The organism is Paraglaciecola mesophila KMM 241 (assembly GCF_000315015.1).
GTDB lineage: Bacteria > Pseudomonadota > Gammaproteobacteria > Enterobacterales > Alteromonadaceae > Paraglaciecola > Paraglaciecola mesophila.
Genome location: NZ_BAEP01000040.1, coordinates 1 through 14,505, shown reverse-complemented (window position 1 = coordinate 14,505; position 14,505 = coordinate 1). Strand labels below are relative to the sequence as shown.

Annotated in this window: 15 protein-coding genes; 13 read left to right on the top strand and 2 right to left on the bottom strand. The window is 45.3% G+C overall.

The genetic code is table 11. The features are described from left to right. The first annotated feature begins 5 nt into the window (after positions 1 to 5). From gspD to GMES_RS08785, 11 genes are all read left to right on the top strand, one after another. Positions 6 to 2,075, top strand: coding sequence for a type II secretion system secretin GspD (gene gspD, locus GMES_RS08835; protein WP_006992302.1), 2,070 nt, complete (start codon positions 6 to 8; stop codon positions 2,073 to 2,075). Between the two features lie 2 nt (positions 2,076 to 2,077). Further along, a complete protein-coding gene (gspE, locus tag GMES_RS08830) occupies positions 2,078 to 3,655 on the top strand; it encodes a type II secretion system ATPase GspE (RefSeq protein WP_006992301.1) in 1,578 nt (525 codons plus the stop codon). 1 nt (position 3,656) lies between these two features. Next, positions 3,657 to 4,877 carry a type II secretion system inner membrane protein GspF gene (gene gspF / locus GMES_RS08825; protein ID WP_006992300.1) on the top strand — a complete coding sequence of 407 codons (1,221 nt, stop codon included), beginning with the start codon at positions 3,657 to 3,659 and terminating at the stop codon, positions 4,875 to 4,877. Next, positions 4,877 to 5,317: a type II secretion system major pseudopilin GspG gene (gspG, locus tag GMES_RS08820; protein WP_006992299.1), complete on the top strand. Its 441-nt coding sequence runs from the start codon at positions 4,877 to 4,879 to the stop codon at positions 5,315 to 5,317. The genes gspF and gspG overlap by 1 nt, the downstream gene beginning before the upstream one ends. A gap of 42 nt (positions 5,318 to 5,359) precedes the next feature. Then, positions 5,360 to 5,968, top strand: a complete 609-nt coding sequence (gene gspH / locus GMES_RS08815; RefSeq protein WP_006992298.1) for a type II secretion system minor pseudopilin GspH — start codon at positions 5,360 to 5,362, stop codon at positions 5,966 to 5,968. Then, entirely contained in the window at positions 5,965 to 6,360 is a 396-nt protein-coding gene (gene gspI, locus GMES_RS08810; protein WP_006992297.1) for a type II secretion system minor pseudopilin GspI, read from the top strand. The genes gspH and gspI overlap by 4 nt, the downstream gene beginning before the upstream one ends. Further along, entirely contained in the window at positions 6,353 to 7,045 is a 693-nt protein-coding gene (gene gspJ, locus GMES_RS08805; RefSeq protein ID WP_006992296.1) for a type II secretion system minor pseudopilin GspJ, read from the top strand. Before gspI ends, gspJ begins: the two co-directional genes overlap by 8 nt. Beyond that, positions 7,042 to 8,046 carry a type II secretion system minor pseudopilin GspK gene (gene gspK / locus GMES_RS08800; RefSeq protein ID WP_006992295.1) on the top strand — a complete coding sequence of 335 codons (1,005 nt, stop codon included), beginning with the start codon at positions 7,042 to 7,044 and terminating at the stop codon, positions 8,044 to 8,046. The genes gspJ and gspK overlap by 4 nt, the downstream gene beginning before the upstream one ends. Positions 8,047 to 8,125: 79 nt before the next feature. Then, a complete protein-coding gene (gspL, locus tag GMES_RS08795) occupies positions 8,126 to 9,319 on the top strand; it encodes a type II secretion system protein GspL (RefSeq protein ID WP_006992294.1) in 1,194 nt (397 codons plus the stop codon). Between the two features lies 1 nt (position 9,320). Then, on the top strand, positions 9,321 to 9,800 hold the full coding sequence (gene gspM / locus GMES_RS08790; protein ID WP_006992293.1) for a type II secretion system protein M: 480 nt from the start codon (positions 9,321 to 9,323) through the stop codon (positions 9,798 to 9,800). Further along, positions 9,797 to 10,540: a type II secretion system protein N gene (locus tag GMES_RS08785; protein WP_006992292.1), complete on the top strand. Its 744-nt coding sequence runs from the start codon at positions 9,797 to 9,799 to the stop codon at positions 10,538 to 10,540. Before gspM ends, GMES_RS08785 begins: the two co-directional genes overlap by 4 nt. A gap of 143 nt (positions 10,541 to 10,683) precedes the next feature. Here GMES_RS08785 and GMES_RS08780 read toward each other — a convergent pair whose 3' ends face one another. Continuing rightward, positions 10,684 to 11,655: a class 1 fructose-bisphosphatase gene (locus tag GMES_RS08780; protein ID WP_006992291.1), complete on the bottom strand. Its 972-nt coding sequence runs from the start codon at positions 11,653 to 11,655 to the stop codon at positions 10,684 to 10,686. A 225-nt stretch (positions 11,656 to 11,880) separates the two neighbouring features. Between GMES_RS08780 and mpl the strand changes: the two genes are divergently transcribed. Next, a complete protein-coding gene (mpl, locus tag GMES_RS08775; protein ID WP_006992290.1) occupies positions 11,881 to 13,227 on the top strand; it encodes a UDP-N-acetylmuramate:L-alanyl-gamma-D-glutamyl-meso-diaminopimelate ligase in 1,347 nt (448 codons plus the stop codon). 60 nt (positions 13,228 to 13,287) lie between these two features. Beyond that, positions 13,288 to 14,058: a S1/P1 nuclease gene (locus tag GMES_RS08770; protein WP_006992289.1), complete on the top strand. Its 771-nt coding sequence runs from the start codon at positions 13,288 to 13,290 to the stop codon at positions 14,056 to 14,058. Between the two features lie 68 nt (positions 14,059 to 14,126). Here the strand turns inward: GMES_RS08770 and GMES_RS08765 are convergent. Then, on the bottom strand, positions 14,127 to 14,505 hold a 379-nt coding region (locus GMES_RS08765; protein WP_039987016.1), incomplete at its 5' end, for an IS3 family transposase.

Genomic DNA, 14,505 nt, shown 5'->3' with positions numbered 1-14,505 from the left:
CTAGAATGAATTTTATCCAGCGAACAAGCCGTAATATATTACCCAGCTTGTGCCTTATTATTGGAGCCGCATTTTTCTCTGCGTCAACTTATGTAGCAGCCAACGAATACTCACCTAATTTTAAAAACACTGATATCGGTGAATTCATTAATATCGTGGGTAAAAACCTCAAAAGAACCATCATTGTTGACCCTAATGTGCGCGGCAAAATATCTGTTCGCAGTTACGATCTGTTAAACGAGGAGCAGTATTACCAATTCTTTTTAAACGTGTTGCAAGTGTATGGCTACGCCGTGGTTGAAATGCCGACCGGTATAGTCAAAGTGGTACGTTCAAAAGACGCAAAAACATCAAACTTGCCCGTTGTAGAAGGCACACCGTTTGACGGGGATGAAATGATCACCCGGGTAATGCCGGTGTATAACGTACCGGTACGTGAACTTGCGCCTATTTTGCGTCAGCTAAATGACCAAGCAGGCGGCGGAAACGTCGTCAGCCATGATGCATCAAATGTTATGATGCTAACTGGGCGAGCCGCAGTGGTAAATCGATTGGTGGAAATCATTGAGCGCGTAGATAAAGCCGGCGATGAAGAAGTGGAAATCGTTAAGCTAAAATTTGCCTCGGCCACAGAATTGGTACGCATCATTGAGAGTATTAATAAAACTACGGGTAAAGCCAGCGCAAGTGGCAAAGATGCTCCTCGCGTAGTGGCTGATGACAGAACAAACAGTATTATGGTCAGTGGCGACATCAAAGCACGCCAGCGAATTGTGAACCTGATCGAACGCATGGATCAAGAATTAGAAACCAGCGGGAATACGCGAGTTATTTTCCTTAAATATTCCAAAGCGGAAGAGCTAGTCAAAGTATTACAAGGAGTTAGCGCCAGTATTCAAGCAGAAGAGCAAGGTGCGGCTAAATCAACCAGCAAAGCGGCTCGTGATATCAGCATTGAAGCTCACGAAGATTCCAATGCCCTCGTTATCACTGCACAGCCAGATATGATGCGTTCATTAGAAGACGTTATTCGCCAACTAGATATCCGCCGCGCACAAGTACAAGTGGAAGCGATAATTGTGGAAGTTTTTGAAGGCGATGGCACCACGGTTGGTGTGCAGTGGGCAAGTGAAAAATACGGTGCCCAGCAGTTTAGCAATGGTAACGTGGTAGGTATTGGTTCATTAGCTGTTGCAGCAGAACAAGCAGAGGATACGACTACAACCACAGTGGGTTTTGATGACGATGGCGACCCATACTCGTTTGATGAAACAACAGAAGGAGACTATACCGCGCTTGCTTCATTGCTTGGTGGCGTAAATGGTTTCTTGGTGGGTGCAGTAAAAGACGGTTGGGGTGCAGTGCTGCAAGCGGTTAGCACAGATACTAACTCTAATGTACTGTCTACACCTCATTTGACGACTCTTGATAATGAAGAAGCCTTCTTTATTGTGGGTCAAGAAGTACCGATTATCACAGGCTCCACAACCGGTTCTAATAACACCAACCCATTTCAGTCAGTAGAGCGTCAAGAAATAGGTATTAAGCTGAAAGTCACTCCGCAAATCAACGAAGGTAACGCAGTACAACTGCTTATAGAGCAGGAGGTATCAAGTATTAGCGGCGCAACCTCAGTAGATATTCTGATTAATAAACGTGAGATCAAAACCACCGTTATTGTAGATGATGGTGGCACAATTGTACTGGGCGGATTAATTGATGATGATGTGCAAGAGAGCGTGTCTAAAGTGCCTATTCTTGGTGATATCCCTTATATCGGAAACTTGTTTAAGTCGACCACTACCAGTAAGTCTAAACGTAACTTAATGGTGTTTATTCGCCCTACGATTATTCGCGATGGAGTAACTGCAAACGATATTAGTCGTAAAAAGTACAACTACATTCGCGCCGAGCAGCTTAAGCGCCAGTCAGAGGGCATCCCGTTAATGCCATTTTCTGAGAACCCAGCGTTACCGGAATGGGACGATGGCTTAGCATTGCCGCCTTCCTATGGCGAGTATATGGAAAAAAGAGCTCTATCTGAAAAAGCGTCACAGCAAAAGGATGACGAGTAGCCATGAGCTCTGATCCAACGATCACAGAATCAATAAGTACAGTAGAAGCCGAAGAGCAGGCCCTTGTTGCTGCGGGTACCGATGTAGATGCTCCCATCGAAGACGCCGAGCATAAGCAGCTCGCTTTTAGTTTCGCTAAACGCCACAAGGTACTGCTAGAAACAGCGGAAACGCCTGCACTGCTTTATCATACTAATGAGACAGACTTTACCATTTTCGCTGAAGTAAGGCGCTTTTTAGGCCAGCCTTTTCAATTGCGAGAAATTGAAAGTGGCCAATTTGAAAAGTTACTGACCAGCGCATTCCAACGTGATTCTTCAGCGGCCAAACAGTTAATGGAAGATATTGGCAACGAAAGTGATTTATTTGCTCTTGCCGAAGAATTACCTGACACAGAAGACTTATTAGAAAGTGAAGATGATGCACCAATCATTAAATTGATTAACGCCATGTTGGGCGAAGCCATTAAAGAAGGCGCATCCGATATTCATATTGAAACCTTTGAAACCCAGTTGTTGGTGCGCTTTAGGGTGGACGGTGTTTTACGTGAAATTTTAAAGCCCAATCGTAAAATGGCTTCCATGTTGGTGTCTCGTATCAAGGTTATGTCGAAAATGGACATTGCCGAGAAGCGCGTTCCCCAAGACGGACGCATTACCTTACGCATTGCTGGTCGTGCGGTTGATGTGCGGGTATCAACCATGCCATCAAGCCATGGTGAGCGCGTGGTGCTGCGATTGCTCGATAAGAACAATGTTCGCTTAAATCTTGAAGATCTGGGCATGACTAAGATTAACCGAGGGCATTTTTCAGGTCTTATTCGCAAGCCCCATGGCATTATTTTGGTAACTGGCCCTACTGGCTCTGGTAAATCCACTACCTTGTACGCAGGCTTAAGTGAAATTAACTCCAAAGATCGCAATATTCTTACCGTTGAAGACCCAATAGAATTTGATTTACAAGGCATAGGGCAAACTCAAGTCAATGCCAAAGTTGACATGACATTCGCACGGGGGCTAAGGGCGATTTTACGACAGGATCCTGATGTGGTCATGGTCGGGGAAATACGGGACTTAGAAACCGCGCAAATTGGTGTTCAAGCCAGTTTGACAGGCCACTTAGTGATGTCGACACTGCACACCAATACCGCTGCAGGCGCGATTACCCGACTGGAAGATATGGGTATAGAGCCATTCTTGTTGTCATCCAGTTTGTTGGCTGTTTTATCACAGCGTTTAGTAAGAACCTTGTGTCCTGAATGTAAAACCACTTACGAACCGAGTGCCCAAGAGTGTAGCATTTTAGGTGTGGCCATTGGCAGCGAAGCCAGTCATCAGGTGTGCCGGCCTAAAGGCTGTGCTGCGTGCAACCACACTGGTTATCGCGGGCGTACTGGTATTCACGAATTATTGATTGTCGATGAAGGCATTCGCGAGCTGATCCATAACGGTCACGGTGAGCAAGCCATTGAGAAATATATACGTCAAAACACGCCTAGCATTCGTGATGATGGTTGTCGAAAAGTCTTGAGCGGTAAAACTTCATTGGAAGAAGTTTTGCGCGTAACGCGAGAAGACTAGAATGGCAGCGTTTGCATATAAAGCGATTGATAAAAGCGGAAAAAACAAAAGTGGTGTACTAGAAGGTGATAACGCGCGCCAGATACGCCAGCAGTTGCGTGAAAAACACCTTATTCCGCTGGAAGTCGACCAAGTCGCGGAAAAGGAGCGCCAGTCTGCCAAACAGTTCTCTTTGTTCAAACCGAAAATTTCCGCCTCTGATTTAGCCTTATTGACGCGTCAATTAGCGACATTGGTTGAGTCCTCATTGCCCATTGAAGAAGCGTTAATGGCTGTGGCGCAGCAATCTGAGAAACCTCGTCAGAAAAACATGATGATGGCGGTACGCAGTAAAGTGGTAGAGGGCTATAACCTAGCGGATGCCATGGCGGAATTCCCCCATGTATTTGATGAGCTTTTTAGAGCAATGGTCGCGGCGGGTGAAAAGTCTGGCCACTTAGACACAGTGCTTAATCGCTTAGCGGATTACACTGAGAAGCGCCAACAAACCCGCAGCCAAATAACCCAAGCCATGGTCTATCCCACACTTATGATGTTTTTTGCCATGGGGATAGTGATCTTATTACTCACTGTGGTAGTGCCCAAAATTGTTGGCCAATTTGATCACATGGGACAAGACTTACCCACCATTACCAAGGTGCTGATAAGCGTCAGTGAATGGATGCAAAACTACGGTTTACTATTGATTGTGATTTTTGCACTGTTGGCAGTTGTCCTAAGTCGCGTGCTGCAAAAACCTACGATGAAAAAGCGCTACCATCATTTTATTCTGGGTTTGCCCTTATTGGGAAAGGTCTCTAAAGGGTTAAACACCGCACGTTTTGCTCGAACGTTAAGTATTCTGACGTCCAGTTCGGTGCCGTTACTTGAGAGCATGAAAATTTCCAGTGATGTACTGGCGAACTTGTACATTCGAGACGAGGTCAAAGGTGCATCAGTCAATGTGAAAGAAGGATCAAGCCTGCGCGCTGCTTTAGAGCGAACCAAAATGTTTCCACCCATGATGATGCATATGATTGCATCGGGGGAGCGCAGTGGTGAGCTGACCCAAATGTTAGGGCGTGCAGCGGACAACCAAGACAGAGAGTTTGAATCCTTGGTTGGGGTGTCTTTGAAAGTGTTCGAGCCTCTTTTAATTGTCTCTATGGCGGGTATTGTGCTGTTTATCGTAATGGCCATCCTGCAACCTATTTTAGCTTTAAACAACATGGTGAATCTTTAATGAAAACGTTACAACGTACACAGCGCGGCTTTAGCTTGATTGAAGTCATGGTGGTTTTACTGATTATCGGCATTATGGCATCGATGATTGCCCCGTCTATTTTAGGTAATCAAGAGCAGGCGCAACTGAAAAAAGCAGCAGTGGATATTCAGCAGCTTGAAAGCGCACTAGAAATGTACAAACTGCGAAATAACGTGTTTCCGACCAGTGAACAAGGCCTTGATGCCCTAGTTACCATTCCTACGATAGACCCCATTCCTCGTAATTATCAAGACGGAGGATTCATCAAGCGTTTACCAGAAGACCCATGGGGCAACCCTTACCAGCTAATTAGCCCAGGAGAAGTTGGTGTAATAGATATCTTTTCAAATGGACCTGATGGCGAAGCCGGCACTGATGACGATATTGGTAACTGGAATCTCAATGACTATTTAGGCTAGTTAGCAGGTGCCCAGACAGCTTCATACAAAACGAACAACATTATGACTCGCTCTCAACGTGGATTCACTCTATTAGAGGTGATGTTAGTGTTAGTCATTATGGGGCTTTTGGCTGGCACCGTGGTGTTCAATATTAGTGGTCAAAGCGGGCAAGACCGGCTAAAACAGCAAGTACAACGATTTCAAGTCGTGTTTAGTATGGCCTCAGATTATGCGGTTCTGAACCAACAACAGCTTGGCCTGTATGTGGATGAAGACAAAAACCAATACAGCTTTGTAGTGCTGGATGAAGAACAAAACTGGCAATTAATATCGGGTGATAAAACCTTTGAAGCGCATGCCTTGCCTGATGAGTTCAGCTTTGAGTTAGAGCTAAACGACCTCCCTTGGGATACAGACGAGAGTTTGTTTAATGAGTCATCTATCGATGCTGAATTGTCTTTCAGTGATGATGAAATAAGTATCGGTGATGAAGAAGAAAAGAAATTGCCGCCTCCTCAAGTTTTTTTGTTGTCCAGCGGTGATATCACCCCGTTTTCACTGGCATTTTCCTTTGAGCCTGATTTTTCCTCTGAACCCGCCAGCTATTTTCGAGTGAACGTGCAAGACTCTCTGCCGGTAACGGTTGAAGGGCCGTTGGAAAATTTATGAGCGCATTCGTCACAGGCCACCATCAAAGGGGTATGACACTGCTAGAGGTAATGGTTGCCTTAGTGATTTTTGCTATGACAGCCACCGCTATAATGAAGGCTGCGAGTGATCACTTGGGCAGTATTGGCCAAATTGAAGAAATTACCTTTGCCACCTGGGTGGCGAATAATCGCCTGACACAATTACAGCTGTCGAGCCAGTGGCCCCCAAAAGATAATGCCAAGGGTGAGCAAACCATGGCAGATCGTACGTGGTATTGGCAGCAAAAAGTCACCAAAACGAATGACAGCGAGCTTATGTCGGTCGAAGTTAGCGTTGCCCTTGATGCGAAGCTATCAGCACCGATCACTTCTGTGGTCACCTTTGTGGCTAAGCGAGATAATGATGTGTAAGACAGCTCTCGCCAATACTTTTGAACTCGTTTCACCTGCGGGATATTTGAAAACATCAGTAAGGCGTAGAGCAGAACACGGTTTCACCTTATTAGAAATTCTTATCGCCATGGCGATTTTTACCTTAATCGGTATCGCCAGCACAGGTGTACTGACAAGCGTAATCGATAGCGACGAGCTCTCCACTGAACGTTTCGAGAAACTACAAACATTGCAGCGAGCAATGCTGACACTGGAGCGTGATATATTACAGGCTGTTGCGCGTCCTGTTAGAGTGGAAGGTGAAGCGAATGAGCGCGTCATGCTAGGTGGCGATGGAGTGCTAGACAGCTACCATGACGGATTAGTCTTTGTGCATGGCGGCTGGCATAACCCGCAGCTACGTTTGCCTCGAAGCACATTGCAAGGTGTGGGTTATCGGGTGCAGGAGCGCCAATTGCAGCGTTTGTACGGCAACTATGTGGATAACGTCATTGGCTATGAGCCCAAAGTAAAAGTGCTACTTGAAAACATCGATGATTTTAAGGTGTATTTTATACCGGTTGATGAAGATGAAGAGGGCGATTCTGCGTGGCAAGATGATTACAGCGATGAGGTTTTGCCTAAGGCTGTCGCCATAGAAATTACCAGTCAAGACTTTGGGCTGATTCGCCGTGAGTTTTTGTTATCAGGCGCGAGTTCATGAGGTTTAACGTTGCAGCTATCAAGCACCAAAAAGGCGTCGCGCTGATTATTGTACTGCTAATTGTTGCCCTAGTAAGCGTATTAGCGACGCAAATGGGCTCAAGGCTACAGCTACAAGTAAAACGGGCGTCGAATATCAAGGATAATAACCAAGCATACTGGTATGCCATGGGGGCTGAGCAATACGCTCAAAAGTCGATAAAGTTTTTACTTGAGAATAGCGACGGAGTCATTCATCTAGACCAGCAATGGTCAGAGCCTTTTGTTTACCCGCTTGAAGGTGGAGGGATCCAGGCTCAGCTATTTGATATGCAGAGCTGCTTCAATATCAATAGTCTACGAGCAGGCGCGCAAAATAGCACAGGCTCTGATTCAAATTCAGGTGTCAGTGAGCGCCAGCTAGCCTTTAAGCGTTTAATGACTAACATTAACGGCGATATCAGTACCTATGACATTGATACCTTCAGTGATTCGCTCGTCGACTGGCTCGACGTAGACAGCGAAATGAGCCCACAAGGCGCAGAAGATAGCGAATATGAATCCCGTCAGTTTCCATACCTTGCGGCAAACAGTTTAATGGCACATAAATCAGAATTACGCTTAGTGAATGGGGTCAATACCGAATGGCTCGACGACATCTTAGAGCAGGTTTGTGTGATACCCGGTGATGATCAATTAAAAATCAATGTGAACACCATAAATGAAGACAGCGCGACGGTCTTAGCTGCTTTAACGGGGTTAGATGAGTCAGGTGCACAGGATGTTATCTCTAATCGCCCAGATGATGGTTATAAAACCAAAGATGATTTTTTGGCAGTCAATACGGTGTCAGCGTTGAATATGCCTGCCGAGCGAGAAGATTGGTTTGATGTCACCACACAGCACTTCTTATTGAAGGTAAAGACTACGTATAATAACGCCACGTTTTCCATGGTTACTGTATTCACTGTAGATGACAGCCAGAACGTGAGCATATTGCGAAGAGAGTTTGGCATACAATGATAAACGCGAAAAATGAAAATCCACAGGCAGTGAGCAGTGGGAACAATAAAATGTGTAATGACCAAAGCAGGCCAGCATAATGGAACAGTTAATAGTTAGATTGGGTTCGAATGATGATGATGTGATCCATTGGATTGTTTGCTCGCCCACCGAGGATGACGTCATAGCCAGTGGTGAGCTTCCGGGAGTAGCACACTTATCATCTTTAAAAGACCGAGCGGGTCATCGGCCCATCACCGCATTGGTACCGACTAGCGATGTACTGCTTAAATGGGTCACACTTCCCAGTAAGGCAGGGCGCAAAGCACTAACGGCTATTCCTTTTATGCTTGAGGATGAAATCAGCGGTGATATTGACAGCCAGTTTTTCGCGCTCGGCGGACGTAAAGATAATCAACAAGCTGTTGCAGTGGTGAGTAAAGCACGTCTGCAAGCGTGGCAAACTCAATTGGCTGATGCAGGGTTACACTGTGAGCGGATTGTACCTGATATCTTGGCCGTGCCTGAACCTACATCAGGCTGGGCAGCGCTCGAATTGGGTGAGCAGTTACTTATTCGACAAGATCAGTGGGCCGGTATTCAAGGCGAGAAAAACTGGTTGGTTCAGGCTATTAACCATCACGCAAAACAGCTGCCAGCTCCCTTGCCGCTAGACAACTTCAGTAGTTTGTCTTCGCAAGAATTAAATAACGTGCTGCTGCAAGAGCAGCATATTGATATGCCGATGAAAATACTGGCAAGTGGTTTACAAACAACGCAGTTCAACTTGCTGCAAGGCGAATTTAAATCGCGTAAAAAGCAAGGTGGGGAGTTCAAGAAATGGCGTTTAGCCGCGGTATTGGCGATTGTCGCGCTGTGCACAACGTTGATAGACAAGGTTGCTTTACAACAGCAATTAAGTAGCGAAAGAGCGCTGGTTTCCAGTCAGATAAAGACGGAATTTACGCGGGCCTTCCCAAACGCAGGGGCTTATCGTGATGTTCGCGCAACTATGCGCGCCAAGCTCGCTGCACTTGAGCAAGGCACAGGTGGCTCATCTATGCTGGTGATGATGGACCAGCTTGCAAATGCCTTTGCTAAAAGCCAAGTAAAGCCCTCTAGCGTAAAGTTCGATGCATCAAGAAGAGAACTGCGCATGCAAGCGATGGCAGCTAACTTTGAGTCTTTAGAGCTGTTCAAGCGTTTAGCCGAAGCGCAAGGTTTTGAAGTAGAGCAGGGCGCCATCAATAACCGCAATGATCTGGTTTATGGTTCATTGTTGGTAAGGAGTTAAGATGAATACCCTTAAGCAAAAATTTAGTCAATTGACCGAACGAGAACAGCGCTTGGTGCTTATTTCAGCCGTGGTAGTGGTCGTTGGAATGTTTTATTGGTTGGTGTGGTCACCGTTGAACCAAGCGATCGAACGAGACCAAAAGGCGCTTGATTCGCAAAAATCTTTATTAAGCTGGGTTCAGAAAAATGCCAATCGTGCAATACAGTTACGGGCGGCTAAAGGGGTAAGTGCAGGATTTAATGGTTCACTTGCCCAAGCGGCAAACCAGACTGCTGCGAACGCTAATATTCCTATTGCGCGCATGCAGCCACAAGGTGATGAGCTGCAAGTGTGGGTCGATCAGGCGCCGTTTAACGGGGTGCTAGATTGGCTTAAGTCGCTTGAAGAGATGGGAGTCAGTATTTTGGATTTAGATATTGCTGAAGCCGATGCCCCAGGACAAGTAAAAATTCGCCGTTTGAAATTAGGTAAATCATGAAGTTAGTTGTGAAGTGGGTAATTGCTTGCCTGATTATTTATGTTGTTTTTTTAATTGCTAAACTCCCCGCAGTACACGTTATTGCTAAGGTTCAGTTGCCACCTGATATTACCGTAAGCGGAGTGTCAGGCACCATTTGGAATGGACAAGCAGAAACCGTCACATTGCAGGGTTTACCCATACGAGATGTTAAGTGGCAGTTGGCATTTTGGCCGTTACTCACTGGCACAGCCGCCATCGATGTTGATGCAGGTAATATTCGCGAAGTGGACGATATCTCGGTCAATGGTCATGTAGCAATATCGAATGGACATTTGCAAGGTGAAGATATTCAAGTTTTCTTGCCTACCAGTTTAGTGATCACTAGCTTGCCTTTACCTATTCCAGTGAATGCCAGTGGGCGTTTCAAAATAGCCCTGCAGGAATTGGATTACACAGAGCAATGCCAAGTACTTACCGGTCAAGGTTTATGGCTTAAAGCGAAAGTGCAGGGCACTCAGCAAGATATAGAGTTGGGTAATTTTGAAGCTAGCCTAAAGTGTGAAAACAAAGAAGTGGTGATGACGATTAATGAGCCAAATAGCTTTGGGTTAAGTGCCGTTGCGCATATTCCTAGCAACTTGGCATTTCGCATCAATGGCCGTTTTAAACCAGATGAAAATTTACCGGAAGAAGTGCATCAAGCGGCGCAATTTTTTGGAAAGAAAGATGCTCAAGGCTACTATCCTGTAAAATTCTAGTGCTCTGGCGAGGATGCGCAACGAATATAAAGAAGGCGCTTAAAAGCGCCTCCTTGCTATTTGCCATATTTCACAAGACAGTTTGAACGAGACTTATACCAAGCCCTCTAAACACTTAGCCATTCAGCAAAAATTTATTGGTATTAAGCTTTGTAATAGCTCAAACAGGTCTCTACTTCTTCTTTAGAGCCTAGAATAACAGGTACTCGTTGGTGAATTTCAGTGGGCATGACTTCTAGTATTCGCCCTTGACCTGTAGAGGCTAAGCCGCCGGCCTGCTCCATCAAAAAAGCCATTGGGTTTGCTTCGTATAGTAAACGTAACTTCCCCGGCATTTCAGGGTTACGTCTATCAAATGGGTACATGAAAATGCCGCCACGACTAAGCACCCGGTGAATATCGCCTACCATAGCCGCGACCCAGCGCATATTGAAATCTTTCTCTCTAGGGCCGTCTTCACCGGCGATTAGATCGCCAATGTAATTCTGTACTGGGTCTTCCCAGTGGCGCTGATTAGATGCGTTGATAGCAAATTCAGAGGTTTGTGCTGGTACTTGAATATTTTTTTGAGTTAACAAAAAACCACCATGGGTTTTATCAAGCGTGTATAAATGCGTGCCGCGGCCTGTGCTAAGCGCGAGCATGGCGCTTGGGCCGTATAACACGTAGCCAGCAGCTACAATCTGCGTACCAGGCTGCAGAAATGCGGATGGGTCATCGGCATCCATCCACTGCGGAGCGTGGGTAATGGAAAAAATCGTACCGATCAAGCTGTTGATATCAGTGTTTGATGAGCCATCAAGGGGATCGAAACTGACTAAATAGTTCCCGTTAGGGTTACAAGCCACTACGTCGTCTTCTTCTTCAGATGAGATGGCTTTTACATAGCCAGATTCACTGAGTATGTCTTTTAAAATTTGATTGGAGATAACATCTAGTTTTTTCTGTGTCTCGCCTTGTACGTTTTCACTTAGTGTTGAGCCTAATACACCAGCTAGTGCCCCTTGGCTGACCCTAAATGATATTTCCTTGCACCCGGCTAAAAGTGTTCTCAGTAGCAGGATGAGCTCCATAGGAGCGCCGTCTTCTTGCAATTGCGAGTTGAGTCTTTTCATGTGTTATTTTGACCTTTTATCATGATTGTAGGGACAGAAATACCGGCGAATATTGTTGTTTTTATGCTCGCTAAGTACGTAAAGACCAGTGTAACTGGATTTTTCGCAAAACTCAGCACCGAATAATCCTGTTTGTAGACTTGTTGATGAATTTGTCATCTTGTCAGTGCGAACTAGTATAGGAATCTGGTAATCTACCTCCCTATTTATCCCAGAAAAGATTATATGCATCTACATATTTTAGGTATTTGCGGGACGTTTATGGGCGGCATTGCAGCAATAGCTAAAGCGATGGGTCATAAAGTTACCGGTTCTGATAATAATGTTTACCCGCCAATGAGCACTCAGCTCGAGGCACTAGGTATCGAGCTAACCCAAGGTTTCGGTGAAGACCAATTTGAGCCACAGCCTGATATGGTGGTGATCGGCAATGCGCTTTCCCGAGGCAATCTTGCAGTTGAATACGTGCTCAACAGGGGAATTCCCTATACTAGTGGCCCGCAATGGTTACTGGAAAACGTTCTTAAAGACCGCTGGGTATTAGCGGTATCAGGTACTCACGGTAAAACCAGTACGTCAAGTATGTTGGCATGGATATTAGAATCTGCGGGAATGTCACCTGGTTTTTTGATCGGTGGTATTCCACAGAATTTTGATATTTCTGCTCGTTTGGGTGAAACGCCGTTTTTCGTTATCGAAGCAGATGAATACGACAGTGCCTTTTTCGATAAACGTTCGAAGTTTGTTCACTATCGCCCGCGTACCTTAGTGATTAACAATATCGAGTTCGACCACGCTGATATTTTTGACAGCATCGCGGATATTCAAAAGCAGTTTCATCATCTTATTCGAATGATACCCGGGAACGGATTAGTGATTGCGCCAAAGACAGATAACCAGATTACTCAAGTGTTAGATAAAGGCTGTTGGTCGCCCGTGCAATTTGTAGGTAGCGATTGGAAAGTAGAAAACGGCTCTGCAGATGGTAGTGAATTTGATGTGATCTATAAGGGTAAGTCTTTTGGTAGGGTGAAATGGCCGTTGTTAGGCCAACACAATGTGCAAAATGCAATGATGGCCATCATTGCTGCGCGGCACGCAGGTGTGTTACCAGAGGTCGCTATAGAGGCGTTAAGCGGTTTTGTGAATGCGAAGCGACGTATGGAAATATTGGGCACAGTCAATGGCATCACAGTGTACGATGATTTCGCTCATCACCCGACAGCTATTGCCACAACCTTGGAAGGGCTGCGAGCAAAAGTAGGCGATGCACGTATTTTAGCGGTGCTTGAGCCTCGCTCGAACACAATGAAGATGGGCGTTCATAAACAAACGCTGGCGAAGTCTTGGTCAGCGGCAGACCAAGTTTTCATCTATGAGCCAAGTAACCTTAGTTGGTCTATGGATGCGCTATTGGCTCAAAGCGATGTGACGGCATTACTGCACAATGACTTGAACATATTAGAAAAATCTATTTTGTCTTATGTTAAGCCTGGCGATCACGTGTTGATTATGAGTAATGGTGGATTCGGTGGTATACACCAGCGGCTATTACAAAAGCTGTCACAGTAGAAGTGCATCATTATCAACACTCTGCTTTTATATAAGTAAACTTTTAGGACGTTTTCATTCATGTATAAATTTATAGTTGGCCTTCTTATGGCTTCGTTTAGTATCAATGCGTTGGCTTGGGGGCAAATAGGACATCGAGTAACAGGTGCAATTGCGCAGCAACATCTCACGCCACAGGCTCAAGCGGCTATAAGTGCTCTGCTGCCAACTGAAGACTTGGCCGAAGCCTCGACTTATCCCGATGAAATGCGCTCAAGTCCAGATGAATTTTGGCAGAAAAAAGCTGGTCCGTTTCATTATGTGACTATTCCTGAAGGTCAGACTTATGCAGATGTCGGGGCGCCTGAGCAGGGGGATAGCGTATCGGCTTTAAAAATGTTTACAGCTAACTTAAAAAGTAGCCAGACCAGCAAAGAAGAAAAGCAACTCGCGCTGCGGTTTATCGTTCATATTATCGGAGATTTGCATCAGCCTTTACATGCAGGAAATGGCACCGACCGCGGTGGTAATGATTTTAAAGTAAACTTTTTTTGGCAGGACTCTAACTTGCACAGAGTATGGGATAGCGAGCTTCTTGAGCAGCGTAAGCTTTCTTATACCGAATGGACAGCAAAATTTAATCGCAAAATTAGCGCACAAAATATAAATGACTGGAGCACGACTGATCCGCAAGTGTGGATAGCGGAAAGCATTAAAATTCGTGATGAAATCTATCCCAAGGAAGAGGAGATATCCTGGGATTACTTATACAATCACTTACCTCAAGCAAAGCAAAGATTGAAAATGGCAGGGATACGGATCGCGGCGTACTTGAACGAGATTTATAAATAAATCTTGGTCAATAGCAGGCAGTAAAAAGGCAGCCAATTTGAAGTGACCCCATAAAGTTGGACTCATTTCTAAGCGGCAACCAAGGCCTGATGTCGATATTGTATCGGACTCAGGCCTTTTAGTTTCAGCTTAATGCGTTCGTTGTTGTAATAGTCGATGTATTCTGCGATGTTTTCAATCAGTTCATTGGCGTCTTTGAACGTCTCGTTGTGGTACATCTCAGTTTTTAATAGGCCGAAGAAGTTCTCCGCTACGGCATTATCTAAGCAGTTTCCTTTCCTAGACATACTTTGGAGTAGTCCGTTTTCTTTGAGGTGTCGTTGGTATTGTTTATTTTGATATTGCCACCCTTGGTCTGAGTGTATCAGTGGCTTCTCGTGTTGCTTTAGCTTACTCGTCGCGGCTTTGAGCATATCAGTGACTAATGGTAGCGCGACGGATGTGCTT